Here is a 23,836-nt window from a genome sequence, read left to right as displayed (position 1 = left end):
ACACCATTAAATGTGACAACTGTATGTCATGTTTCATATTTGATGTAAATGTTTTTTGCAAGCTCCGCAAACTCCTGCCGGTATTCCTGCGGCGAAACAATTTCCGCACTATCGCCAAAGGTCAGGATATAGCTGAAAAACGATTGCTTGTCCGACCATGTGAAATCCATCACTAAATTTCCGCTGTCATCATATTTCAGAAAATCCGCTCCGAACTCGTCTATAATACGCCATTTTACGGAAATATCAAATTTTACGGTTGCTTTTATTTCGCCCTTTGTATGCCGCAGCTTATCGGAGGTGTATTTGGGAATAACTCTGTCCTCACATCTATCATCAGTGATAGCAAGCTCCGTCATTCGGGTGAGCTTGAACATTCTGTAATTCTCACGCTCGGTACAATATCCCCACACATACCAGGCAGACCACTGAAAGATCAGATGATACGGTTCTATCCTGCGCTTGCTCTCACCATTTGGGGAGTAATAGCAGAACGTGATAAGATGCCGCTGTTCTATCGCCTGTTTGATCAGCTCTATCTTATCGGCGATTGCAGATTTATCCCAGCTTGACAGATCAATGATGATATGATTATCTACATTCACAGAGGTCATATCATCAGCAGAGAGTTTCTCCATAAGCTGACGATAGTGGTTCGTGCCGCTGACACTGTCAAGGCTTCGCAGTCCCGAAAGTATCGCCTGCATATCACCGGAAGAAAGCAGTGTGCGGTCTATTTTGTATCCGTCCATGATCGAAATGCCGCCGCCCTGTCCCTGCTCGGAAACAATGGGGATACCCGCTATATTGATCGACTCAATATCACGCAGTATCGTCCGCCGTGACACCTCGAATTTCTCTGCAAGCTCCTGTGACGTTACTTTGTCACGCTGCAAAAGTACTGAGAGTATGCCGATCAGCCTGTCTATTTTCATTCTTAGCACCAGCTTTCCGGTTTGTGTTGTTTTTATTATAGCATAGAATTCAGGCAGCGTCAATTGGTTTTGTGTATAGAAAAATAGCAGAACATCGCATTGTAGTTAAGCTATATTTGAAAATAAATCCTTATAGTATTCAGTCCTGAGTATGAGCTTTTACTCAATGTGATGATGACTTGCCAAATCGAGCGAGAATAAAGAAAAACTTACAAACTAAATCTGAAAAGAAAAACAGAGCTATATCTTCCGTACACGTTTACGGAGGACATAGCCCTTTACTTATGCTTTAATTATATCAGTCCTGAATCTCCTGCATCATAGTCGCACCGTCCTTGAATCCGACTTTGTAGGCAGCTCTCATCTCAGCAGAGGCAGTCTCGCTCACGCAGTCGAGGAGCTTGTGAAACACATCAATCTGCTCCTCACTCAGCGAATCTTCAAAGGGGATACAGAGCTTGTTGAACTCATCAGAGAACTCAGCGGAGTGGATTTCACCCTGTCTGTAATTGTACATCGCATCAATCATTTGTATCTGTCCTTTCGGTTTTATTGTTGTAAAACCAACCGTCCAAACTTTACCAAATAATCGTTGTTAAGGTGTTGCCTACGGCACTCCCGTGGTAACAACTACGACTACTACTACCACGACAACTACAACAACTACAACCACAACGACGACTACGCTTCCTCCCGTTACCCGTACAGCAGGCGATACCAACTGTGACGGCACGGTGGAGCTGGCAGATGCTATCCTCATCATGCAGAGTCTTGCAAATCCCAACAAGTACACTATCAGCGAGCAGGGTAAGCTCAACGGCGACGTTGACGATTCAACGGTGGGACTTACCTCCAATGATGCTCTGAAGATTCAGGAGTTCCTCCTCCACAAGATATCTTCACTGTAAACGAAAAAGCTGATCATAAAAGAGTTTGCCCCTGAGTGTTACAAAGCACTCAGGGGCAATTTTTATTAAGATAAATCAGAATTTAGCGAAGCAAAATTCTGATTTAAGTTTAGAGTTGAGAGTTTAGAGTTGAAAGATGTGGAGTCGCCTGCGGCGACAATATTTAAATATTGTGAGCGAAGCGAACACATTAACTCTCAACTTTCAACTATCAACTTAGCGCATACGCGCTAAATTCCGCTTTTTATAATTCGTGGTAGTATGGGCAGATATTCTCGCAGCTGCCGTCCTTCATGCGGAAGCCCCTTGGTATGGTGCCAAGCTGCACAAAGCCAAGGCGCTCATAAAGGTGACGGGCATGGATATTGCTCTCCACCACGGCATTGAACTGCAAAACACCGAAGCCGTGAAGCTTCGCCTGCTCAAGGCAGTCAAGCACCAGCTTCTCGCCGATATGGAGACCTCTGCTCTCACTGCTGACCGCATAGCTGGCATTGCAGATATGTCCGCAGCGCCCCACGTTATTGGGGTGGAGTATATAAAGTCCCAGCACCTTTCCGTCAAGTCTTGCAACTCCGCAGTATGTCTGGGCGGCAAAGAACTCCCGTCCGCTGGTCTCGTCAAGAAGCTCCTCCTGAGGAAAGGCAATGCCCTCCTCAACTACCTCATTCCATATCCTTATCATGTCCGCAAGGTCGGCGGAGCTGTATTTTTCAACGCTTAAACCCATTTTTGAACTCCTTTTTCACGATGAGAAGCTCCTCTTTTTCCACGCAGCGGCGTCCCTCAAAGCCCAGTCTCACGATATAGGGCATAAAGTCGATAAGGCGCAGGAAGCCCTCCAGCCCGAAGCTGTTGTCGTAGTAGTGGAGGATAGTGCTGAGTGCTGTTCCGTGGGTGCCGAGGATAATGCTCTGACCCTCATGGCTGTCGAGGATATCGTTTATCGCGGCGATATTCCTGTCCATAACAGACTGAAGGCACTCGCCGTCGCTCTCGGAAAAGCTCAGGTCAGCCCAGCGTCTGCGGAACATATCCATGTTGTTGCTGTCCCTGCCGTTCATTCTCTCGCGAAGCCTTTCGTCGGTGTCGATAGTGAGCCCGTGCTCCTCCGCAGTCTGCTTTATGGTGTCATAGCTGCGCTTGTAGGGGCTTGAAATGGCGTAGTCAAGTTGTATGTCCTTCATAGTGCGGACAACCTCGGCGGTGTCGCGAAGTCCCTCCTCCGTAAGAGGACGGACAGCTGTATCAGCGCAGGTATACTGCGGCTGTGCATGACGCACAAAATAGATATTGGTCATTAAAGTCTCTCCCTGAAGTCGGAATAGCCGAAGCTGCGAAGCTCCTCAAAGCTGCCGTCCTTTTTCAGCAGCAGTATGTGCGGCAGCGGCATACCGTTGAAGGTATTGTTCTTCACCATGGAGTATATCGCCATGTCGCCGAACACCAGTCTGTCGCCGATGCGGAGCTCCTCGTCGAAGGAGTACTCCCCTATTACGTCGCCTGCAAGGCAGGTCTGTGAGCCGAGGCGATAGCTGAACTGCTTCTCGCCGCTCTCTCCCGAGCCCACAAGGGGCGGACGGTATGGCATTTCCAGTACATCGGGCATATGGCAGGCAGCAGAGGTGTCCAGTATAGCGATGGGCATATCGTTTTTGGTAATGTCCAGCACCTCGGTGACAAGCCAGCCTGCATTGAGAGCGATAGCCTCACCGGGCTCCAGAAAGACCTCCAGCCCGTACTTCTCCTGCATACGGCGGATACACTTCTCCAGCCTCGGTATATCGTAGTCGGCACGGGTGATATGATGACCGCCGCCGAAGTTTATCCACTCCATTTTCGGGAGTATGTCCCCGAACCTCTCCTCGATGGCGTCGAGAGTGGTCTCAAGGTCATCGGAGTTCTGCTCGCAGAGGGTGTGGAAGTGGAGTCCCGTAACGCCCTCAAGGTCGTCCTCGCGGAAGTTCTCACGGGTGATGCCGAGCCTTGACTTTGGCGAGCATGGGTCGTATATCTCGTGCCCCTCCTGAGTGGAGCACTGAGGATTTATGCGGAGACCTATCTTCTTCCCTGCGGCAAGTACACGGTCGCGGTACCTGTCCAGCTGAGTGAAGGAGTTGAAGATGATATGGCCGCAGTATGAGATTATCTCGTCTATCTCGCTCTCACGGTAAGCGGCGGAAAAGACGTGGTTTTCCTTTCCCATCTCCTCAAAGCCCAGCCTTGCCTCATAGAGACCGCTGCAAGCCGTTCCCGAAAGGTACTCCCCGATAAGGGGATAGAGATGATAGCAGGAAAAAGCCTTCTGAGCAAGGAGTATCTTTGCGCCTGTGCGCTGTGAAACTCCGCGGAGTATCTCCAGATTACGGATAAGCGCCGACTCATCCACTATATAGCAGGGAGTCGGCACTTTGTTAACATCAAACATTTTACTTTACGTCTGCAAGGAAGTCGTTCATTGTTATCTGAACTCTGGGCGAACCATCCTCGGCAGGGTCAAGCATCTGGACCTTTTCCATTACGATGGGAGAGTTAGGTGCAGATACAGCTCCGTCGCCGCCCATTGAACGGGGAACCTTGAGGAAGTCATCAACTACATCCATGCCCTCGGTTACCTTGCCGAATGCAGCATACTGACCGTCAAGGAAGGTGCAGTCATCTGAATAGCAGATAAAGAACTGGCTTGATGCGCTGTCGGGGTCCTGACTTCTTGCCATTGAGATAACTCCGCGTGTATGTGAGAGCGGATTTTCAACGCCGTTGGCAGAAAACTCACCCTTGATGTTCTCGTCGCTTCCGCCCATGCCTGTTCCGAGGGGGTCGCCGCCCTGAGCCATGAAGTCGTCAACTACACGATGGAATGTAAGACCGTCATAGAAGCCGCTTCTTACCAGCTTTTCAAAGTTCTCGCAGGTAATTGGAGCCGCCTTTGTGTCGAGTTCGATAACGATGGTCTTGCCCGATGCCGATGCTGATGCAGCAGTAGTTGCCTCAGTCTTTTCGCTTGAGCTTGTTGCAGCGTCCTTGCCGCATCCTACCAGCATGAGCATTGTTGTTGCAACAGCAACAGCTGCTGTCTTTTTTAAAGCCTTGAAAAAATTCATATTTTTTCCTCCTGTTTTCTATTCTTTGCCGACAAAAGTCAGCTTTCTGATTATTTTAATACTTGTAAGTGAAAATCCGATGACAGCTCCGAAAAAATTCAGTATAAAGTCATCGATGTCGCAGCTTCCGCGCATTGTGAGAAACTGCAAAAGCTCCACGCAGATGATGACAGCCGCCGCAGTAAGAGCAAATACACGAAATCTGCGCTGCTTTTTCCATATGGCAGGGAAAAATATCCCCGCAGGGAGCATGACTGCCAGATTGCCCCAGATATTCACAAAGGACAGGTCACCGTAGACCTCATCCTTGTCGCGGAGATATCCTGCGAACTCCGCAATGGTCCTGAATGGGACAAAATTTGTATTATAGCGGAAATACTCACTGTATGTGAGGTAGTCCCACATACTTCTCCTCATGAAAAAGAGCAGATAGAGAGCGGCGATGACATAAACTCCGAAAAGTATATATATCGCCGCTCTGCCGATATGGTCGAGTTTTTTCCCCATCAGTCAACAAGCACGGGATCGAAGTCCTCCTCCCACGGGAGTCCCCACTTGTTGAGAGCCTCCATGAAAGGATCGGGATCGAACTCCTCGATGTTGTAGACACCTGCCTTCTTCCATGTGCCTGTCATTATCATCATAGCGCCGATCATAGCAGGAACGCCTGTGGTGTAGGAGATAGCCTGTGAGCCGACCTCCTTGTAGCACTCCTGATGGTCGCAGATGTTGTAGAGGTAGTAATTCTTGTCCTTGCCGTCCTTCTTTCCGCGGAAGATACAGCCGATGTTGGTCTTGCCCACTGTTCTCGGACCCAGCGAAGCAGGATCGGGAAGAACTGCCTTCAGGAACTGGAGCGGAACTATCTCCCTGCCCTCATACATGATGGGCTCGATAGATGTCATGCCCACGTTCTCGAGGCACTTGAGATGTGTGAGATAGCTCTGACCGAATGTCATGAAGAAGCGGATACGCTTGATGCCCTTGATGTTAAGTGCAAGGGACTCCAGCTCCTCGTGGTGGAGAAGATACATATCCTTCTCGCCCACGCCCTTGAAGTTGTAAACGCGCTTTATCTCCATGGGCTCTGTCTCTACCCACTTGCCGTCCTCGATGTAGCTTCCCTTAGCGGAAACCTCGCGGATGTTGATCTCGGGGTTGAAGTTTGTGGCAAAGGGATAGCCGTGGTCGCCGCCGTTGCAGTCAAGGATATCGATATAGTTTATCTCGTCGAACTCATGCTTCATGGCATAAGCCGAGAAAACGCCTGTTACACCGGGGTCAAAGCCGCTTCCCAGCAGAGCTGTTATGCCTGCCTGCTCAAACTTCTCGCGGTAAGCCCACTGCCACTTATACTCGAACTTCGCTGTGTCAAGGGGCTCATAGTTTGCAGTGTCAACATAGTGTGTCTTGGTAGCCAGACAAGCGTCCATGATGGTGAGGTCCTGATAAGGGAGCGCCAGATTGAGCACTACATCGGGCTTGTAGCTGTTGATAAGAGCGACAAGCTCGTCAACATTGTCAGCGTTTACCTGAGCGGTCTCGATGACTGTCTTTGTAGCGGGCTGGAGCTTCTCCTTCAGCGCGTCGCACTTTGACTTTGTGCGGCTGGCGATCATTATGCCCTCAAATACCTCACTGTTCTGGCAGCACTTGTGGATGGCAACGGAAGCAACTCCTCCGCAGCCGATGATCATACATTTTCCCATTTTGATTCCTCCGTATTTATATTGATGATATGTTTATAGGCGTAATCCACATCTTCTCAGGTTATCAGGAACAGCGCCATGATAGCGGCACTGGAGCCTGAAAACAGAGCTTCCTTCACTGTCGGATCTTACCTCCGTAAAGCGCTCATCTGAGCATAAGCTTCATAGGCGTGTACGAGGAACTGGTCTTTTCAAAGCCCAGCTTCTTGTAAAGGTGATAGCCGTCCTTGGTGGCTTTCAGCTCGATATAATCAAGCTCCATTGTCTTTGCATCTGTTATCAGCAGCTCCATGAGAGCTGTGGCGATGCCCTGACGCCGCTTGCTCGCCTCGGTATAGACGTTGAGCACCGTTCCCACACGGCCGTTGGGGAAGTTAGGATTAGGCGGCATCTCTCTCACCGTAAGAAAGGCGGAACCGATTATCTTTCCCTCGTCCTCAGCAAGATATGCGAAAAAGTCGCAGTTGAGATGATCTGCATAATATCTCGGCAGCTTCGCATTTATCCTTGCTGCCTCAGCATCTGTCATAAAAGGGAAATCCTCGCGCAGATACTTCATTCGTATTTCCGCAAGTCCGGAAACATTCTGTGCTCTGAAAATATTCATATGCTCTCCCCCTCGTTTGTTTGGACCTTTTTAGATTTGAATAGCTTGAATATTGAGATACCGAGAACCAAAAGGAAGCATAAGGGAAATGCTCCTCCGCCAATAATGAAAGCAAGGTGGACATTCTTCTGTTCCGAGTATGAAGGCACATAGATACGCTTGGGATCATTGGGATCCACATATATTTCCACCTGTACTCCCTCATTGTAATCGGGACTTGACGAATATGTACTGCCGGTGATCTTGTAGTCCCTGCCATTATAGGAATAGGCGAATACGGGAGCATAAGTCACAGACTCGGTTCTGTCACCATCGCTGTCGTAGTCCACTCTCCTGTCCTCATCTAAGGCGCATACAATACCCATCACGCGCTCGGTGCATACCTTCTTGTCCTTGTTCATGTTATGGTTTGCCATTATTCCGATTCCCATAAACAGCATACTGACGAGTAAGAACGGCATAACGGCTATTAATATGATTATAAATATGATCTTGTTTGCGGTAGACTGCTTCATGCGGGGCTGCTGTGATAATTCTTCGTAAATCTGATCGTAATCTCTGTATTTCATAGTTTTTCGCCTCCTGACTTAATACTTGTGGTGTTTATCAGCCTCTGTGATCGTCGTTTGGGTCATTGTACTCATCCTGCTGATCAGGAGCAGTATATGCAGGATGCGACTCATTTTTTCTGATACTTTTAATGACTGCAATGATAATTATAACGATGGCAAGCATAATTATCACGGGTACGACAGCCACCACAAGGAACACACTTGTAATGGTCTTGCTGGCTTTTTTGAAAGACGTCCTTACATTATAGTTAGGGTCCGTCATTCTTCCCGGGAAGGATGATGATATCCTTATCTCCACCCTGTCACCGTCGCTGTACTTCTTATCCGACGAGCTGACGCCCGCAGGAACGCGGTAGGTCTTGCCGTTGTATTCGTATTCATATACAGGGGTATAGAAGGTGGTGCCGTCCTCGTCGTAACGCACCGTATTCTCGGTGATAACGGCAGTGATGACGGTGTCGTAATTGCCGTCCGCCATGTCCATTGAGTCGTCCACCATTTTTCTCACAGTCAGAAAAGGGATAATGGCAAAGGTCACAACTCCGAGAATTATCAGAACTGCGACAACGACCACGACAGCCATAAGACCGCTGTTCTTTTTATTACCGTTCTCCATAGATATCCTCCCTTTCATCAGAAAAGTCTATCTGATCTCACAGATGTACCGTATTACTTCGAATTATCCTCTGTAATCGTCGTTTTGGTCGTAATAATCCTGAGAGTCGTAGTGATACTTCACCTGATCCTTTTTTCCGCGCGCAGATCTCAGCACCAGCAGGATCGCCGCTATGATAGCTATTGCAGGTACCAGCAGTACGACGATGCCAATAGCCAGCATCACAGATGCTATCTTATGAGTTGCCTTTATAGTATCGGGGGCATAAAACTCATTGGGCGAAGAAGACTTTATTTTTATATCGACCTTGTCCCCGATATTATAAAACTTAGCCTTGAAAAGCTCAGGGGAATCACTCTGATAGCTCCTGCCGTTGTACTCGTATTGGCAGGTAATGCCAAAGCCCGAATCATCGCCCTTTCTTTCGTCCCAGTCGCCCTGCCTTACCTCTCTGACATCGACCACAGCAGCGTCAACACTTACGTTAAAGTACTCAGGCTCATGTCCGAGAATGTAATTAGCATGATCAGGGCTCGTAAAGCATTCGGGATCATAGATATCCGTCGGAACATCGGAATTTATCAAAAGCTGCACCTTATCTCCCGTATAGCGGTAATGCTTGTCCAGACCGTGCGTGAATGAGCTCTGATATTTCTGACCGTTGTACTCATACTCATATGTGAAGAAAAAGCCTTTTTCCTCAGGAGCAAGTTTTTGACTGTTCACTTCCGTGATCCTGAAAACATCAATGACATCAGCCTCAACAGGTGTATCATATTTTTTGAGCTCGTCAATAAAATCCGTCTTGAAGCTTGTCACTATTTCTAAAGCGGGTCCGATAAAGGGCAGACAGCAGAACAGTGATAAGCAGCCGAAAATGATCAGAACGATTATCAGGGCAGTGTTTTTCTTCTGCGGCGTATTCTCGGGACCGAAGTCATTTCCGCCGCCGTTATCCATATAGTAGCTCATGACAGTGCAAGAAGCATTTCCCTGATGATCTTGCAGGCGACAGCGGTAGAAACTCCGCTCTGATCGTAAACTGGACTCAGTTCATTTACATCGCAGCCCACGATATTCAGCCTGCTGCACACAAGGGTAACAGCCTTCCTCAGTTCATCGAATGTAACTCCTCCTGCCTCGGGAGTACCCGTACCCGGGAACACCGAGGGATCAAGAACGTCCAGATCGAGGGTGAAGTACACATTCTTTCCCTTCAGCTTTTCAACAACAGCCTCCAGACCGTCAAAGCTGAACTTATGCATCTCGGTATGCCCGTCGGCAAAGACGAACTCCTCGCGGTCGCCGCTTCTGATACCGAACTGGAAGATATGACCGTCCCCCACAAGCTCGTGGCAGCGCCTGAGCACGCAGGCATGGGACAGTTTCTGACCGAGATAGTCGTCGCGGAGGTCGGCGTGGGCGTCGAAGTGTACGATATAAAGGTCATCGTACTTATCCTTCACAGCCCTGACCGAGCCGAGGGTCACAAGGTGCTCACCGCCTATCATGAAAGGCAGCTTTCCGTCAGCAAGTATCTGCTCTGCACGTTCGGATATGTCCGCAACAGCTCTGTCGGTATCTCCGAAAGGCAGCTCAAGATCGCCGCTGTCGAAATAGCTGTGATCTGTCATGTCCTTGTTCTGGTAGGGACTGTATGTCTCGATGCCGAAGCTCTCGTTCCTTATGGCAGAGGGTGCGAACCTTGTACCGGGGCGAAAGCTTGTGGTACCGTCGAAGCCTGCACCGAAAAGGACTATCTTAGCGTCCTCATACTCGCTGTCGCAGGCGATGAAGGTCTGTATATTCTTATTCAACATCTTTAAGAAGCTCCTCTACATAGCATGGCAGGGCAAAAGATCCCGTATGGAGTCTCGGGTTATAGTATCTGGTCTTGATACCCAGCATACTCCACTTGGTGCCGTTGTAATCGTTTGTGGGGTGATATTTCTTTGAAGCAAAGCCGAAGAGCCAGTGTCCCGAGGGATATGTGGGGATATGAGCCTGATAGACCTTGCTTATGGGGAAGCTCTCGACTATGCGCTTGTGGGAGCGCTGCATGGCTGCGGCGTCCTCATCATAGAATGGGCTTTCGTGCTGATTTACCATGATGCCGTCGTCGCGGAGCGCCTTGAAGCAGCTTCCGTAGAACTCCTTGGTGAAAAGTCCCTCTCCGGGACCGAAGGGGTCGGTGGAGTCAACTATGATAACGTCATACTGGTCGTTGCAGCGGCGTATGAACTTCACTCCGTCCTCGTAGAACACATGGACTCTCGGGTCGTCGAAGCGGCAGGCAGTAGTGGGCAGATACTTCTTGCAGACCTCCACCACCAGCTCATCTATCTCCACAAGGTCGATGCTCTCCACAGAGGGATAGCGTGTGAGCTCGCGGACCACTCCGCCGTCACCTGCGCCGATGACGAGGATATTCTTAGGATTGGGGTGAACTGCCATAGGGACGTGGGTGATCATCTCGTGATAGATGAACTCGTCCTTTTCGGTGAGCATCATATAGCCGTCGAGGGTGAGGAAGCGTCCGAATTCCTTGGAATCGAAAACGTCGATGCGCTGAAATTCGCTGTTTCCGCTGTACAGCTGATGATCGACCTTTATAGAAAACTTAACATTGGGAGTATGTCTCTCCGTGAACCATAATTCCATACTATACCTCCGTTCAGTGACAAGCCCCATGACCGCCATGGAGCAATAGGTGTGAGAGTTGACAGTTCAGAGCTGAAAGCCATGATGTGCAAAACGCTGCACACTGCCTTCAGCCCTCTACTTTCAGCTCTCAGGCTGAAAAATTACTTTCTGTCAGCAGGAGGACCGCCTGCGGGAGCACCGCCTGATGCAGCAGGATCAACGCCTGCGGACTTGAAAGCGATCTTCTTGTATATGGGTGTTACGATAAGTATGATGATGTAAGCAACGATGAGGCTGATGATGAGTGACTTCACGAACATTACCATGAAGGGTGGGAGCTCCGCGTGGCCGTGGCTCATTTTCATAGCCATTTTGCGGACAAGTGCTATCATAGCCAGAGTGATGACGGGTGTGTAGATAAGGTCAGATATAAGAGCTGAAACGAGGTTGGCGGGAACACTGTTGTCCTTGAGTCCCATAGCCTTTACAGCGCCTCTCTCAACCTTTGCCATGGGAACGGCAAAGCCGATGATAAGGCTGATTATGGTGCTTACCGCAAAGGTCACGAGGAAAGCGACAGGCTTGAATCCTCCGCCGCCTGTGAGATTGCCCACCAGCGAGAGGAAGAAGCTGAGCGTAACTCCCATAAGGAGACTCATTGTGATTCCGATTTTCTTCATGTTCATGTTTTTACCTTCCTTAAAGAAAAAATATTATATAAAACGTCTTCCGCCGCGGCGGTATGCGTTTCATATCATTATAAGTCGAGGACGTTGAGCCTTTCGATGTTTATGTCCTCAGTGCCTGTCATCTGACAGCCCTTTTCCTTGGCATACTTTATGTACTCGATTATCTCGTCGGTGATGAGCTCGCCGGGTGCCAGAATGGGGATACCGGGGGGATAGCACATTACGAACTCGCTGCACACCAGTCCCGCTGTCTCCTCAAGAGGGAGAGAGCGCTTCTTTGCGTAGAATGCCTTTCGGGGAGTCTCTGCCACCACGGGGCTTATATACTCCTGTGTCAGCATATCCGCACCGCTCTTGCCGAAGCGGCGCTTTATCTCGGCAAGGGCACTGATAAGGCGCTCGATGTCGCGTTTTCTGTCTCCCACTGAGATATAGGCGAGAACGTTGCCGATATCGCCGAATTCTATCTGTATATCGTACTCGTCACGGAGGAGGTCATAGACCTCGATGCCTGCGAGACCGATAGGCAGTGTGTATATGCTCAGCTTTGAAACGTCGAAATCAAAGATGCTGTCTCCGTTGATAAGCTCTCGGGAATAGGCGTAATAGCCGCCTATCTCGTTTATCTCCGAGCGTGCGTACTCAGCCATCTCCACAGTCTGAGCAAATATCTCCCTGCCGCCGAGAGCGAGACGCTTTCTTGATATATCCAGACTTGACAGCAGCAGATATGATGCGCTGGTGGTCTGGGTCAGGTTGATGACCTGTCTCATATAGTCGGCATTGATGTTTTTTCCGAGAAGCAGGAAGGAGCTCTGTGTAAGACTTCCTCCCGATTTATGCATACTTACCGAGGCGCAGTCCGCACCTGCCGCCATGGCAGTCACGGGAAAGCTCTCACCGAAGTAGAAGTGAGTGCCGTGAGCCTCGTCCACAAGTACCAGCATACCGTGTTCATGAGCCAGCTCCGTTATCCTTTTCAGGTCGGAGCATATGCCGTAGTATGTGGGATTGTTGACCATGATAGCCTTGGCGTCGGGGTTATCGCGGATAGCCTGCTCCACCTGAGAAACAGACATACCAAGAGCGATACCGAGCTTGTGGTTGACGTCGGGATTGACGTAAACGGGAACAGCTCCCGTAAGGATAAGGGCGTTGATAGCGCTTCTGTGTACATTTCGGGGCATGATTATCTTGTCGCCCTCCTTGCAGGCGTACATTATCATGCTCTGCACCGCAGAGGTGGTGCCGCCCACCATGAAGAAGGCATTTGCCGCGCCGAATGCTTCGGCAGCCAGCTCCTCCGCGTCCTTGATGACGGATACGGGGTGACAGAGGTTGTCCAGCGGCTTCATGGAGTTTACATCAACATTCATGCAGTCCTCGCCGAGGAACTCAGTGAGCTCCATATTACCTCTGCCCCTCTTATGTCCCGGGACGTCAAAGGGAACGACTCTCATGCGGCGGAATTTCCTCAGCGCCTCATATATAGGCGCATTTGTCTGGGAAAGGTCAGCCATTTCCGAACACGTTCCTTCCGCTGAAAATTTCTATCATCTCCCGCTGGAGCGCATTGGTTATCTCCAGTCTGCGTCTCGGCGGAAGCTCATTAACATCTGTATTGAACAGATAATTCTGTAAGTCAAGCTCCTTTATGAGCATTTTTGTATGGAACATATTAGCCTGATACACGTTTATATCCACGGCGTCGTACTTATCCAGTATCTTGGCATCGATATAATTCTGTATCGAGGTTATATCGTGGTCGATGAAGAGCTTTTCACCGTCCAGATTTCTCGTAAAGCCTCTTACCCTGTAGTCCATGGTGATGATATCGGAATCGAAGCTTCCGATGAGGTAATCGAGTGCAGTCAGCGGAGTTATCTTGCCGCAGGTAGCAACGTCGATATCCACGCGGAATGTGGCGATGCTGGTATCGGGATGGAACTCGGGATAGGTATGAACGGTGACATGGCTCTTGTCAAGATGAGCCACGGTCTCGCTTCCTCCTGCGGGGACCATAGTGTCGTCCGCGATAAGGAATGTAGCGGAAGCGCCCTGAGGGTCGTAGTCCTGACGGGACATACTCAATACCTGAGCGCCTATCATCTCAGTTACATGGGTCATGATATCTGTTATACGCTCTGAGTTGTACTGCTCGTCTACATAGGCGATGTACTCCTGCTGTGAGCGGGCAGTCTTGGCATAACAGACATCGTAGATATTGAAGCTCAGCGACTTCGTAAGGTTATTGAATCCGTAAAGTTTAAGCTTATTCTCCATAAAACCACACCTTCAAACAAAAAATGCACACAAAGGCCTTATCAGCCGTTGTGTGCATGAAATACCTATGCAGTAAGCGCAGAGACTTCACAAATGGTTTCAGAGTCTATATAAGCAAGTACTACCTTTTACTACTCTTATTGACCTTTCACAAGCTGATGAGAACTTATAAAAACTTTATCGACGCAGGGTCGAATCAATAAGGCAACAGAAGTTGCCAGCCGAATTATCGGCGGTCGGCATTTGACCCGGCTGTCCGTATGGCCTCGACTCCGAAGGGAGTGGTCAATAGTCTTGCTCTGAAACCGAAGCTTCTTTTGCAATTCATTTTATTTTATCATATTTCGTCTTTTTTGTCAATACTCAGACACATATTAATTTATATATGCTGTATATCAGTTCTCTCTCAGCTTTTTCCTTCTCACCTTGTCCTTATACATCATCTCGTCGGCGATATTGATGTACTTATCCAGCTCCGAGTCCTTGTCGGGGACGCCGAGGAAATAGCCGAGACTGAGCCCAACCTCATACTTTCTGCCCGATGAGGCGTTGTACCTGTCGAAGTAGCTCCTTACAGCCTCCATATGCTCGCTGATATGCTCATCGGAGTAGTCTCCGCAGCCCACGATGGCGTACTCATCGCCGCCGATACGGGCGCAGACCTCATTCAGCTGACAGCTGGTCTGGAGAGCATTTGCGGCAACGGTTATGGCGTTGTCCCCCTCCATATGACCGAAGTTGTCGTTTATCATTTTAAGCTGGTCAAGGTCAGCCATCATGACGAACAGCGGCTTTCCCTCGTCCCTCGCCCTTTTGAATATGCCCTCCGAGAGCCTGTTGAAGCCCTTTCTGTTGTAGATACCTGTCAGGGTGTCACGGATAGAGCTCATGAGTATGCGCTGATTTATACTGGTGAGCTTGGTGCGGACGCGGAGGAACTCAAGGGATATGCTTATATTCCTGTTCCACCTTGCGAAAACGCTGCTCACCGCCTTTCTCACGTCATTGAACCTGAACACGGAGTAACCGAAACAGCGGTCCATGAAGTGCAGAGGCAGCAGAAAGTACATAGAGGGCTCGCTGCAATACTCGTCTATGAAGTCGGGGAGTATGTCCTCCGAGGGGAACTCGCGGTTTACGAACTCTGCGCGGTTCCTTGTGTAGATGAACTTGTTCTCCATAACGGGAGCATAGCCCTCGCGGATATACTCATTGTCTTCCTCTTCCACGTTGTCCCAGTTCTTGCACAGGCACAGGAAGTAGGCGTCCAGACCGTTTATGGTATATGCGAAGCCGTTGAGCTTTCTAAGGAGACCGTCAAGGTTCTTCTCCTCCATAAGTCTCTCCAGCATGGCACTCTTGTTGTAGTAGCTGTTGAAGCGGTCGATAAGGTTGCTTTGCTCCTCCCGCTTTGCAAGGGCGTAATTCACGTTGCTTCCGCAGCCGCAGCTCTTTGCAAAGACAAGGTGTCCCCTTTTCAGGGTATCCACGGGCTCGGAGTCCTCTCCCGTTATGAGCTTGTGGAGCCTGCATACCGCTCTTGCGCCCAGTCTGTCGTTCTCGGGGAAGACCGTAGACAGTGAGGGTATCTGCATGACCGCCTCACCTGCGGCATCATAGCCTGCTATCTTCAGCTCCTCGGGCACCTTTATGCCGCCCTTTATGACAGAGTCGCACAGGTGTCTCGCCATAACATCGTTGGCGCAGACAACTGCGTCGGGAAGCTCATCCCTGTTCTCGATAAAGTACTTTGCAAGTCTCTGGGAGATTATCTTCCAGAAGTCGCCGTAGACTATATCTCCCTCGTGTATCTCGAGACCGTGTCTCTCCATTGAGAGCCTGTAACCCTCCAGTCTCGACATGGCAGGAGTGCTCCCCTCGGGACCTGTCAGGCACATGATATGCCTGCACCCGTGCTTCTCGATGAGGTGGTCTGTCATTTCCGCCATAAGCTCAACATCCTCGGCATAGATGCTCTCGCAGAAGTCAAGGTCGTAGTCCACAGCGATAACGGGAATGCCCCAGCGTGAAAAGACCTTCTCGAACTTTTCCACAAGGTTCTGGCTGGCGTTGTTGCCTGCCATGAGGATAACTCCGTCGATGACGTCCTTCCTGATGAGGGTGAAGATATTCTCCTCGCCCTGCTGGATAAGGCTGCCGCTCTCCATATTGAACGCCATAAGAAAGGTTATGGCATCATATCCGAGGGCTCTGCACTGCTCGGATATACCCACGAAAATGCGGTTCATGTATTCGTTGAAAACGTCCGCAGCAACTACTGCGATGGTCTTTCTTTTTTTCACAGTGCAGTTCCCCCTTCCCTGCTTTATATTATGTGTTTTTGCTCAACCCCGTCATTGCGGGCTTATTTCAGCTCTGCCACGGTAACTCCGTCCTCGCCCTCGCCGAAAAGTCCAAGGCGGAAGCTCTTGACGGAGGGGTGGGACTTCAGCCGCTTGTGTACAGCCTGTCTCAGCAGACCCGTGCCCTTGCCGTGGATTATGGTAACTGTGGATATATTGGACATGACAGCCTGATCGATGAATGCGTCCAGCTGGTACACGCCGTCGTCACAGGCGCAGCCGCGGATATCCAGCTCCATTTTGCCTCTCCGCTCGGCTTTTACGCCTATCTTGTTCATTTTGCGGTTGGGTCTCAGGGGCTTGCTGCCCACAGTGACCTTCTGGGGCTCCTCAAGACGGAGCCTTGATATATTCATCTTGGTCTTCATGACGCCCATCTGTACGAAAACGAAGTCACTTCCATCGGGGTCTCCCGAGATTATGCCCTTGCGCTGGAGGTCCACAACATAGACCGTATCGCCGCGTCTGAGCTTTCTCGGCAGGACGTAGCCCTCATTGGGGTCGCGCTTCTCAACGGGATTTGCAGTGTCATACATCTTGTTGAAGCTCTGCTTGGTCTTTGACTTCATGCCCGAAACATTGGCGCTGAAGTCCTTCTTGTCCTTCTCCTTGCGGAGCTTTTCCAGTTCGTCGATGAGCTCATTGGACTCTGCCTTGGTCTGCTCGATTATAGTCATGGCGCGGAGCCTTGCCTTTTCCAGCTCGTCAGCCTTTGCAGCCTCTATCTCCTCGCGCTCCCTGCGGATAGCCTCCTCATGGGCAGCGGTCTCAGCTCTCAGGCGGGATATCTCCTCCTTCTGCCTTTCCAGCTCGATACGGCTGGCTTCAAGCTTGCCGATCACCTCCTCAAGACGGGTATTCGCCTCGCTCACCCTTGACTTGGCGTCCCTGATTATATCCGATGGCATACCGAGGCTCTCGGATATGGCAAAAGCGTTGGACTTGCCCGGCGAACCCACAATGAGCCTGTATGTAGGTCTCAGAGTCTCGATATCGAACTCGCAGGAGGCATTCTCAACACCGCTGCTGTCGATGGCAAAGACCTTCAGCTCCTGATAGTGAGTGGTCACCATTATCTTGGCGCCGTTTTCCATAAGGCGTCGGATTATAGATATAGCCAGTGCAGCGCCCTCTACGGGGTCAGTGCCCGAGCCCAGCTCGTCCAGCAGCACCAGAGACCTCTCGTCGGCAGTTCCCAGTATCTCAATGACCTTGTTGGTGTGAGAGGAGAATGTGGAGAGATTCTGCTCAATGCTCTGGCTGTCGCCTATATCTGCAAGTATATGGTCGTAAACGGATATCCTGCTGCCGTCCGCACATGGTATTAGCAGACCGCACATAGTCATAGCTGCAAGAAGTCCCGCAGTTTTCAGCGAAACAGTCTTACCGCCCGTATTGGGACCCGTTATGATAAGCGCCTGATAGTCCTCGCCGAGACTGATGTCCACGGGCACCGCCTTGCTCTTGCTGATAAGGGGGTGACGGGCTTTTTTCAGATTCATTTTTCCGTCGTCGGTTATTTCGGGGAGAGAGCAGTTCAGCTTTGCGGCAAGATTAGACTTGGCAAAGTACAGATTTAGCTCCGTACACACCTTGTAGTTCTCGGTGAGTATCTCCGCATAGTCGCCGCAGTCGCGGCAGAGCTGGCGGATTATGCGTTCTATCTCCTCCTGCTCCTTGCCCTCGAGGATACGGATGTCGTTATTTGCCTCGACTATTGCCATAGGCTCGATGAAGATAGTCTGACCCGTAGCGGAGGTATCATGAACGAGACCGCTGACCTGTCCGCGGTACTCGGATTTTACGGGGAGAACAAAGCGTCCGTCACGGATAGTGACATTGCTCTCCTGCAAATACTGCTGAGTGGTCTTGTTTTTTATCATCTTGTCCAGAGTTTCGCGGAGCTGCATACCTGCGCGGTTTATCTTGCGGCGTATAGCGGCAAGCTCAGGGCTTGCAGCGTCGGCTATCTCGTTGTCGGAGATGATGGAGCGTTCCAGCTTTTCCAGCAGCCAGTCATTTGGCTGGAGCCTTGAGAAAAGGTAGCTCAGCTCTGTCTCCACGTTCTCACAGTGGGAGTACCAGTCTGCCAGCGCCTTTATCTGGCGCAGCATAGCGGCGATGTCCATGAGGTCGCGGAGAGATATTACAGCCCCCGAAGCAGCTCTTGCGGCAACGGTGCTGATGTCCTTGAAATTGCTGAAAGGAGGGGTTCCGAACTGTACCGAAAGGGAGAACGCCTGCGAGGTCTTGAGACACTCATAGCGGACCCTTTCAAGGTCGTTGTCGGGACGGACCTCCAGAGCCATACGCCTTGTCTCCTCATTGGAGGTAAGTTCCGCCAGCATATCGAGGATCTTATCCAGTTCAAGTGTTTTCAGATATTTATCCATAGTTATCCTTTACTGTTATAAATCAGAATTTAGCGCAAGCGCTAATAGTGATTAGTGCATAGTGGTTAGTGATTAGTTAATGTGTTCGCTGCGCTCACATTATTTAAATAACGTCGCCGAAGGCGACACCACAACTATTCACTATTCACTAATCACTATTCACTCAAATCATAATTTTGCTCCGCAAAATTATGATTTATATGATAGATTTATAGAAGTCCAGCGTACCGAAATTCCTCTCCATGTGGGTGAGGAGATAGGACTCCGCAAGGGCAGAGAGCCGCTGCTGAGTGCCGTCAGATACGCGGAAATTGAAAAGCCTGCCGAAGTCTGCCAGCACGATATGACGGACAGCACTGAGCACAGGCAGTTTTATTTTCATATAGTCGTCAGTGCTGCTGCCGTCGAAGCAGTCCGCACAGAAAAAACCGCCGTCGGAGATACAGAAGAAAAGCTCCTGCGGCTCAAAGACTCCGCAGCTCCTGCAGGCGACGATATCGGGCATATAGCCTATCTCGGACATAAGTCTCAGCTCGAACACCGCCTTGAGGAAGCTCTCGCTCCTCTCCCCTTTTTCGAGGTAATACAGGCAGTTCAGCATGAGCCGCATGATATCCTTGTTCTGTGCCTCGGGCTTTATGCAGAAGCGCATGACCTCGGCGAAATATGAGGCGAGGGATATCTTGCTGAGTGAATCTCTCAGTCCGTAAAAAATATGTATCGGCTCTGCACTGTTGAGGTAAAGATACTTTCCTCTCTTGTCTATGCAGAACCGAGAATAAGCCAGAAGCTGAGCGGAGCTCCCCGATTTTCCGTTTATTTTCTTTGCGCCTTTTACGGAAACCTCGAGCACCCCGTTCTCTCCTGTGAGTATATCGATGAATTTGTCCTGTTCTCCCACAGAACGCTCTTTAAGGACTATGCCTTCAACAGTTGTCATGGTTATCATCCTTGCAGTCCGAGTAGCGCAGATAGTCCTCCACGCTTCCTGTTTCGGTGAATATATCCCAGAGAATATCCTCTTTCATAAAGCCTCCGCGAAAACGATGTGGTGGAGTTTCCTCCCCTGCTATTATCTGCGGAAAGACCTGTGATATATACGGTAATTATTTCTCGGAGAGTCCGAAGCTCCTGATGAGGTTCTCCCTGTTTCTCCAGTCCTCCTTGACCTTTACCCAGCACTTGAGGTTCACCTTTATCTGGAAAAAGTCCTCCAGCTCTATCCTTGCGGCGGTGGAAGCCTTTTTGAGCATAGCTCCGCCCTTTCCGATAATGATACCCTTGTGGGACTCCTTTTCGCAGTAGATTACAGCGGAGATATCGAGGATATCCTTGTCCTCTCTCTCGCTCATCTGCTCAACGCCTACGGCGATACCGTGGGGCACCTCCTCGCTGAGAAGCATAAGGAGCTTTTCGCGTATCATCTCTGCCGCCAGCACTTTCTCGGGCTGGTCGGTTATCATATCGTCGGGGAAGAAGTGGACCGACTCCTCCGACAGAGCGATTATCTCGTCGATAACGATGTCAACACCGCTGTTCTCCGTAACGCTTACGGGAACTACCGCCTGAAACTGCACCTTTGAGGTCAGGTCGGCGATAACGGGTGCCAGCTCGTCCTTGTTTTTCAGCAGGTCTATCTTGTTGAGCACAAGTATTACGGGCATCTTTGATGCATTCATGGACTTCAGAAGGTCAAGCTCCTGCTGATTTATCTTCTTTGTGCAGTCCATGACGAATACAACTGCGTCGATGTCGCTTACGGACTCCTTAACGGTGTTGAGCATATGCTCGCTGAGCTTGTTCACGGGCTTGTGAAGACCCGGTGTATCGAAGAATACCAGCTGAACATCGTCTATATTGCGGATACCCGTGATACGGGTACGGGTAGTCTGGGGCTTATTGCTGACGGAGGCTATCTTCTCTCCCACGATAGCATTGAGGAGTGAGGATTTTCCCGCATTGGTGCGTCCTGCGATAGTGACGAAAGCAGTTCTTGACATCAGTTGTTTTCTCCGTTAACGATAAATGTAGCGTCTCTGGATATGCCAAGCTTCTCGAGGACAGACTCCTCCTTCTCGCGCATTATGCGCTGGTCGAGCTGTGAAGTCTCGTGGTCGTAGCCCAGCAGGTGGAGCATCGAATGAACGGTGAGGAAGCCCACCTCTCTCTCCAGTGAGTGACCGAAGTTCTGAGCCTGCTTAACGGCAGTCTCGAGGGAGATAACAACATCTCCCAGCTGAACAGCGCCTGTCTCGGGATTTATCTCAACTGTGCCGTCCTCGCCTGTCAGCGGAAATGAAAGCACATCTGTAACAGCGTCCTTATTTCTGTATATCTTATTAAGGTTCTTTATCTCGTTATTGCTTACGAAGGAAACGCTCACCTCAGCGTCCTTTCCGAAATTCTCAGTGGTAAGTACAGCCTGACAGCATCTTCTGATGAGCAGTCTTATGCCCACAGGCACCTTCACCTCTGTCTGATTATTCTTGACGTAAACCTTTAACTTAGCCATGATTATTCTTTCTCCCTTCATTATATTTTTCATAAGCCTTGATGATATCCTGAACGAGTCTGTGTCTTACCACGTCTTTTTCGGTAAATCTGTGTATCTCGATATCGTCGATACCCCTCAGCACCTTTATAGCCTCTACCAGACCCGATTTTCTGCTGTCGGGAAGGTCTATCTGGGTGATATCGCCCGTGATGACCATCCTGCTCTCATTTCCGAGACGTGTCAGGAACATTTTTATCTGCTCAGATGTAGTATTCTGAGCCTCGTCGAGGATGATGAACGCCTCGTCGAGGGTACGTCCGCGCATATAGGCGAGCGGAGCCACCTCGATAATACCCTTTTCCATGTACCGTGCGAAGCTCTCTGCACCAAACATATCGAACAAAGCGTCATAAAGCGGACGCAGGTAGGGATCCACCTTATCCTGAAGGTCACCGGGCAGGAAGCCCAGCTTCTCGCCTGCTTCAACAGCAGGACGGGTCAGGATTATCTTCTTTATCTTATGTTCGCGGAAAGCCTTGACAGCCATGGCGACAGCGAGGTAGGTCTTTCCCGTACCCGCAGGGCCTATGCCGAGGACGATGGTATTATTCTTTATAGCGTCGGTGTAGCGCTTCTGACCGACAGTACGGGGGCGGAGTATCTTGCCCGAGGCAGTGACGCATATGCCGTCGCCGCCCAGCTCCTGAAGCTGCTCCTCAACTCCCTCAGCCACCATGGAGGTGACATACCTTACGGTCTGTTCGTTGACGGAGCTTCCGTTTTTTGCCATGTTCATAATAGCGCGGAGGGCTTTTTCGGCGCCCTCGGTATCGCCTTCGCCGATTATCTTAACGCCGCCGTCACGACTGACGACAGTGACGTTGAAGTCCTTCTGTATTCTGCTTATATTGCCGTCCAGCTGACCGAAAAGAGCAGAGAGCTGCTCGGGACTGTCGGCAGGCAGGAATTTTTCTGACATTAAATATATTCTCCAATCTGCTGTTCGGGGAAAGCGCCTGCGGCAGCAAGAGCGGAGTTGGAGTACCTGTGGTCAGCGGAGACCTCCCTGAGCACCCTGACATTGTCGGGAAAATCTATCTTCTGCTCGGGGGAACCCAGTTCCAGCTCCATGATCGCCAGCTTGTCCGAAAAAGGATAGGTATCCAGTTCAAAGAGCTGGTCATGGTAATCGAAGCAATAGCGGACCTTTTCAACAGGCGGACCCTCTCTGCGGTCATTGCTGACCAGCTCGCGGTACCTCTCGCCGCTTATCTCATACTCGTTCTCCTCGCGGGTAACGGGGGTGAGAAAGACCTTTTCCGTATAGGTGTACTTCACCCTGCCGTTCTCGTCCACGGACCTTACTCTGCGCTGTTTGCCGTCGGCGCTGTTGAGATAGGTCTGGACGATGCCGATCCTGCGCTTTACGTCAAGCTCGGAAACATCGGGGAATTCCACCAAGAATTTGCGTTCGATCTCATATTTTTTGCACATAAACACTCTCCAAAAGACCTTTTGTCTTTTCCGAAATCACAATGAAATCTTTCAACATTACCATTATACAACTTTTTTTGAATAATGTCAACAAAAATTTCAGATTATTCTGTCTAAATTGCTAAGTTTTATCATTCTGTCACATTTTTATCATTTTCGCTCCGAAAGATCCCTCAGCATGATGTTGAAGGCATCGAAGAAGCCGTTCTCGTGCTCGGGCGCGGGAGCCTCTGCCACGGGCTCGGAATTGCCGTAAGCAAGCGGTATAGCCACTGTAAGAGAGCCGTTGTCCACCACCGCCGAAGCACCTGCCCTTTCGGCAAGTCCGATGCAGACCTGACTGTGATATCCGCTGAAAACATCAGGCTGACCGAAGTCATCAAAGTCCACAAATGTCCCTGAGGCAGTAATTTTTATCTCAAGATTTTTGGCGTTTTCTCCACATTCGATAAAAAACGCGGCTTTTCCCGACTCTGCGCCGAGGATATGCCTTCTGACAAAGCTCAGCAGCAAGAGCCTGAGAGCATTGCGGTCCGTGCGGACGTAAGAAGCGGAAAGCTTCCCCGTTTTCACAGTACACTTCCCCTGAGCGGCAGTCTCGCAGCTCTTGGCAAAGCCGCTGAGGAATAAGTCCGTCCTGACAACAGTCAGCTCCTGCTCCTCGGGCAGAGGTGCGGACAGAGCGCGGCTCAGCTCGGCATTGCGCATAAGCTCGCAGCAGGCAGTCATGATGCCGCCGATGAGCTCCTGTTCGGCTTTTCCTCCGTTTTTTTCGGCAAACTTCCTGAGCAGCTCGCAGGAAGCCGATATGCCCGTGACCGACTTTCTCACAAGATAGTCGGTACAATTTATATAGTCCTCGGCAAAAGGACTTTCAAAAAAGCTTTTCAGCTGATGGTTATTGTCCATACTGACTCCGTTCCCTGCGGTGCAGAAAAAAATGATATAAATATATTATACTACAAATAAAACTAAAATGAAATACTATTTGCACGGGTATAAAAAAAGAAAATAGCAACAAATTCT

The 23,836-nt window shown here is 50.0% G+C and carries 26 protein-coding genes; 1 reads left to right on the top strand and 25 read right to left on the bottom strand.

What is annotated here, in order from left to right:
* Positions 1–26: 26 nt before the first annotated feature.
* Together DSZ37_RS12550 and DSZ37_RS12545 are read right to left on the bottom strand one after the other, a co-directional pair.
* Positions 27–935 carry a helix-turn-helix transcriptional regulator gene (locus tag DSZ37_RS12550; RefSeq protein ID WP_109727240.1) on the bottom strand — a complete coding sequence of 303 codons (909 nt, stop codon included), beginning with the start codon at positions 933–935 and terminating at the stop codon, positions 27–29.
* Between the two features lie 298 nt (positions 936–1,233).
* Positions 1,234–1,464 (bottom strand): DUF6809 family protein, encoded by a 231-nt coding sequence (locus DSZ37_RS12545; RefSeq protein WP_109727239.1) that lies wholly within the window; start codon positions 1,462–1,464, stop codon positions 1,234–1,236.
* 91 nt (positions 1,465–1,555) lie between these two features.
* Here DSZ37_RS12545 and DSZ37_RS17780 point away from each other — a divergent pair, with 91 nt between their 5' ends.
* On the top strand, positions 1,556–1,843 hold the full coding sequence (locus DSZ37_RS17780) for a hypothetical protein (protein WP_181380313.1): 288 nt from the start codon (positions 1,556–1,558) through the stop codon (positions 1,841–1,843).
* A 244-nt stretch (positions 1,844–2,087) separates the two neighbouring features.
* Here DSZ37_RS17780 and DSZ37_RS12540 read toward each other — a convergent pair whose 3' ends face one another.
* From DSZ37_RS12540 to DSZ37_RS12430, 23 genes are all read right to left on the bottom strand, one after another.
* Positions 2,088–2,573, bottom strand: a complete 486-nt coding sequence (locus tag DSZ37_RS12540; protein WP_109727238.1) for a GNAT family N-acetyltransferase — start codon at positions 2,571–2,573, stop codon at positions 2,088–2,090.
* Positions 2,557–3,144 carry a histidine phosphatase family protein gene (locus DSZ37_RS12535; protein WP_109727237.1) on the bottom strand — a complete coding sequence of 196 codons (588 nt, stop codon included), beginning with the start codon at positions 3,142–3,144 and terminating at the stop codon, positions 2,557–2,559. The genes DSZ37_RS12540 and DSZ37_RS12535 overlap by 17 nt, the downstream gene beginning before the upstream one ends.
* Entirely contained in the window at positions 3,144–4,271 is a 1,128-nt protein-coding gene (gene nspC, locus DSZ37_RS12530) for a carboxynorspermidine decarboxylase (protein WP_109727236.1), read from the bottom strand. The genes DSZ37_RS12535 and nspC overlap by 1 nt, the downstream gene beginning before the upstream one ends.
* 1 nt (position 4,272) lies before the next feature.
* Complete coding sequence (locus tag DSZ37_RS12525; RefSeq protein WP_109727235.1) at positions 4,273–4,947, bottom strand: peptidylprolyl isomerase; 675 nt, start codon at positions 4,945–4,947, stop codon at positions 4,273–4,275.
* Positions 4,948–4,965: 18 nt separating this feature from the next.
* Positions 4,966–5,454 carry a VanZ family protein gene (locus DSZ37_RS12520; protein WP_109727234.1) on the bottom strand — a complete coding sequence of 163 codons (489 nt, stop codon included), beginning with the start codon at positions 5,452–5,454 and terminating at the stop codon, positions 4,966–4,968.
* A complete protein-coding gene (locus DSZ37_RS12515; protein ID WP_109727233.1) occupies positions 5,454–6,656 on the bottom strand; it encodes a saccharopine dehydrogenase family protein in 1,203 nt (400 codons plus the stop codon). The genes DSZ37_RS12520 and DSZ37_RS12515 overlap by 1 nt, the downstream gene beginning before the upstream one ends.
* 145 nt (positions 6,657–6,801) lie before the next feature.
* A complete protein-coding gene (locus DSZ37_RS12510; RefSeq protein ID WP_109727232.1) occupies positions 6,802–7,263 on the bottom strand; it encodes a GNAT family N-acetyltransferase in 462 nt (153 codons plus the stop codon).
* Positions 7,260–7,832 (bottom strand): DUF3592 domain-containing protein, encoded by a 573-nt coding sequence (locus DSZ37_RS12505; RefSeq protein ID WP_109727231.1) that lies wholly within the window; start codon positions 7,830–7,832, stop codon positions 7,260–7,262. Before DSZ37_RS12505 ends, DSZ37_RS12510 begins: the two co-directional genes overlap by 4 nt.
* A gap of 37 nt (positions 7,833–7,869) precedes the next feature.
* On the bottom strand, positions 7,870–8,451 hold the full coding sequence (locus tag DSZ37_RS12500) for a DUF3592 domain-containing protein (protein WP_109727230.1): 582 nt from the start codon (positions 8,449–8,451) through the stop codon (positions 7,870–7,872).
* Between the two features lie 63 nt (positions 8,452–8,514).
* A complete protein-coding gene (locus tag DSZ37_RS12495) occupies positions 8,515–9,411 on the bottom strand; it encodes a hypothetical protein (protein WP_109727229.1) in 897 nt (298 codons plus the stop codon).
* 8 nt (positions 9,412–9,419) lie between these two features.
* Positions 9,420–10,271, bottom strand: coding sequence for an agmatinase (speB, locus tag DSZ37_RS12490; protein ID WP_109727228.1), 852 nt, complete (start codon positions 10,269–10,271; stop codon positions 9,420–9,422).
* Positions 10,261–11,112 (bottom strand): polyamine aminopropyltransferase, encoded by an 852-nt coding sequence (speE, locus tag DSZ37_RS12485; RefSeq protein WP_109727227.1) that lies wholly within the window; start codon positions 11,110–11,112, stop codon positions 10,261–10,263. Before speE ends, speB begins: the two co-directional genes overlap by 11 nt.
* Positions 11,113–11,255: 143 nt before the next feature.
* Entirely contained in the window at positions 11,256–11,780 is a 525-nt protein-coding gene (locus DSZ37_RS12480; protein WP_109727226.1) for a hypothetical protein, read from the bottom strand.
* A 71-nt stretch (positions 11,781–11,851) separates the two neighbouring features.
* Entirely contained in the window at positions 11,852–13,303 is a 1,452-nt protein-coding gene (locus DSZ37_RS12475) for an aminotransferase class I/II-fold pyridoxal phosphate-dependent enzyme (RefSeq protein WP_109727225.1), read from the bottom strand.
* Positions 13,296–14,066: an adenosylmethionine decarboxylase gene (gene speD / locus DSZ37_RS12470; protein ID WP_028520820.1), complete on the bottom strand. Its 771-nt coding sequence runs from the start codon at positions 14,064–14,066 to the stop codon at positions 13,296–13,298. Before speD ends, DSZ37_RS12475 begins: the two co-directional genes overlap by 8 nt.
* Before the next feature lie 395 nt (positions 14,067–14,461).
* Positions 14,462–16,369, bottom strand: a complete 1,908-nt coding sequence (locus DSZ37_RS12465) for a substrate-binding and GGDEF domain-containing protein (protein WP_109727224.1) — start codon at positions 16,367–16,369, stop codon at positions 14,462–14,464.
* 62 nt (positions 16,370–16,431) lie between these two features.
* Positions 16,432–18,822, bottom strand: coding sequence for an endonuclease MutS2 (locus DSZ37_RS12460; protein WP_109727223.1), 2,391 nt, complete (start codon positions 18,820–18,822; stop codon positions 16,432–16,434).
* 196 nt (positions 18,823–19,018) lie between these two features.
* The gene (gene recO / locus DSZ37_RS12455) at positions 19,019–19,762 is read right to left on the bottom strand and encodes a DNA repair protein RecO (protein ID WP_109727222.1); all 744 of its coding nucleotides are present in this window, start codon (positions 19,760–19,762) and stop codon (positions 19,019–19,021) included.
* 166 nt (positions 19,763–19,928) lie between these two features.
* Positions 19,929–20,822, bottom strand: a complete 894-nt coding sequence (era, locus tag DSZ37_RS12450; RefSeq protein WP_109727221.1) for a GTPase Era — start codon at positions 20,820–20,822, stop codon at positions 19,929–19,931.
* Positions 20,822–21,334: an rRNA maturation RNase YbeY gene (gene ybeY, locus DSZ37_RS12445; RefSeq protein WP_109727220.1), complete on the bottom strand. Its 513-nt coding sequence runs from the start codon at positions 21,332–21,334 to the stop codon at positions 20,822–20,824. The genes era and ybeY overlap by 1 nt, the downstream gene beginning before the upstream one ends.
* A complete protein-coding gene (locus DSZ37_RS12440; protein ID WP_028520815.1) occupies positions 21,327–22,295 on the bottom strand; it encodes a PhoH family protein in 969 nt (322 codons plus the stop codon). Before DSZ37_RS12440 ends, ybeY begins: the two co-directional genes overlap by 8 nt.
* Complete coding sequence (locus tag DSZ37_RS12435; RefSeq protein ID WP_109727219.1) at positions 22,295–22,810, bottom strand: CYTH domain-containing protein; 516 nt, start codon at positions 22,808–22,810, stop codon at positions 22,295–22,297. The genes DSZ37_RS12440 and DSZ37_RS12435 overlap by 1 nt, the downstream gene beginning before the upstream one ends.
* 150 nt (positions 22,811–22,960) lie before the next feature.
* Positions 22,961–23,719, bottom strand: coding sequence for a hypothetical protein (locus DSZ37_RS12430; RefSeq protein ID WP_109727218.1), 759 nt, complete (start codon positions 23,717–23,719; stop codon positions 22,961–22,963).
* Positions 23,720–23,836 lie beyond the last annotated feature (117 nt).

The sequence above is a fragment of the Ruminococcus flavefaciens genome (genome assembly GCF_900116855.1).
Taxonomy (GTDB): Bacteria; Bacillota; Clostridia; order Oscillospirales; family Ruminococcaceae; genus Ruminococcus; species Ruminococcus flavefaciens_R.
The sequence above is the reverse complement of the archived record's forward strand: the minus strand, read 5'-3'. Positions and strand labels throughout refer to the sequence as shown.